General features: G+C 64.7%; 1 protein-coding gene and 1 pseudogene. One reads left to right on the forward strand and one right to left on the reverse strand.

Annotated elements, in window-relative coordinates; genetic code table 11:
- Positions 1-255 (forward strand): annotated as a pseudogene (locus tag AHiyo1_RS12860) (hypothetical protein); the annotation flags it as partial.
- 25 nt (positions 256-280) lie between these two features.
- On the opposite strand, the gene AHiyo1_RS12865 reads toward AHiyo1_RS12860, so the two are convergent.
- Entirely contained in the window at positions 281-640 is a 360-nt protein-coding gene (locus AHiyo1_RS12865) for a TFIIB-type zinc ribbon-containing protein (protein ID WP_059388833.1), read from the reverse strand.
- Positions 641-822 lie beyond the last annotated feature (182 nt).

The following is an 822-nucleotide window of genomic DNA, read 5'->3' on the forward strand; positions in this document are numbered from 1 at the left end:
CCCGAACCCGCCCCGCAGGACCTCATGCCCGACGACGACGAGCCGGAGCACTTCCCGTACCGGTACCGCGCAATCGTCAGCAAGGGCGACGTCACGCGTGAAGTGAGCAGCAATATGCTCAATGACGAGATCTACGGCCGGATCCGCACCCTGGCCAAGAGCGGCGACGTCGAAGCCGCGGCATTGGCCCTGACCAAACATTCCGACATCAGCATGAAGCAGGCCAGGGAGTTCATCGAGCTGCTGGAGGACTAGCCCGGGCCGGGCGAGCCCTCACGTCCTAGAAGTCGAACAGGTCCCCCAACCAGCCTTCCTTTTTCTTGGGCCGCCGACGGTCATAGTCGCGGTTGTGACCTTGCTTGCCGTAGTTCCGGTCGTCAAGGCGTGGCCTGTCATTCCCGGCATAGCGGGGATCCTGGGTCTCGTAGGCCGGGTTGCCATACAGCGGCGGTGGCGTGAGTCCGTCCACCGGAGCCGGCGGCAAGGTGGATCCAGCCCCGAATCCGCCGGCGGCACGGTCAATAATCTTGTCGAGCTCGCCGCGGTCCAGCCACACTCCTCTGCACTGCGGGCAGTAATCGATCTCCACACCGCTGCGCTCACTCATTACCAGGTCAATTGAATCCACGGGACACTTCATGTTCGGGTCAACGAGCCGGCCGCCGGAAAAGTTCGGCCGGCTCGCGCTGTAGCGGACCGGCCTCGGAATACCTCGCCTAGCGTGCCGCGGTGATCCCCGCGAGGAGCTGCTCAAAAGGCAGGGATTCCATCGCGTCCGCCTTGCGGTGCGGCTGCTCGCCGCTCAGGAGCCGGGCAAGCTCG

The sequence above is a fragment of the Arthrobacter sp. Hiyo1 genome (assembly GCF_001263615.2).
GTDB lineage: Bacteria > Actinomycetota > Actinomycetes > Actinomycetales > Micrococcaceae > Arthrobacter.

Excerpts from the sequence above, each read along its gene's own strand:
- AHiyo1_RS12865 (WP_059388833.1), bottom strand. The coding sequence starts at position 640 with ATGAAGTGTCCCGTGGATTCAATTGACCTGGTAATGAGTGAGCGCAGC.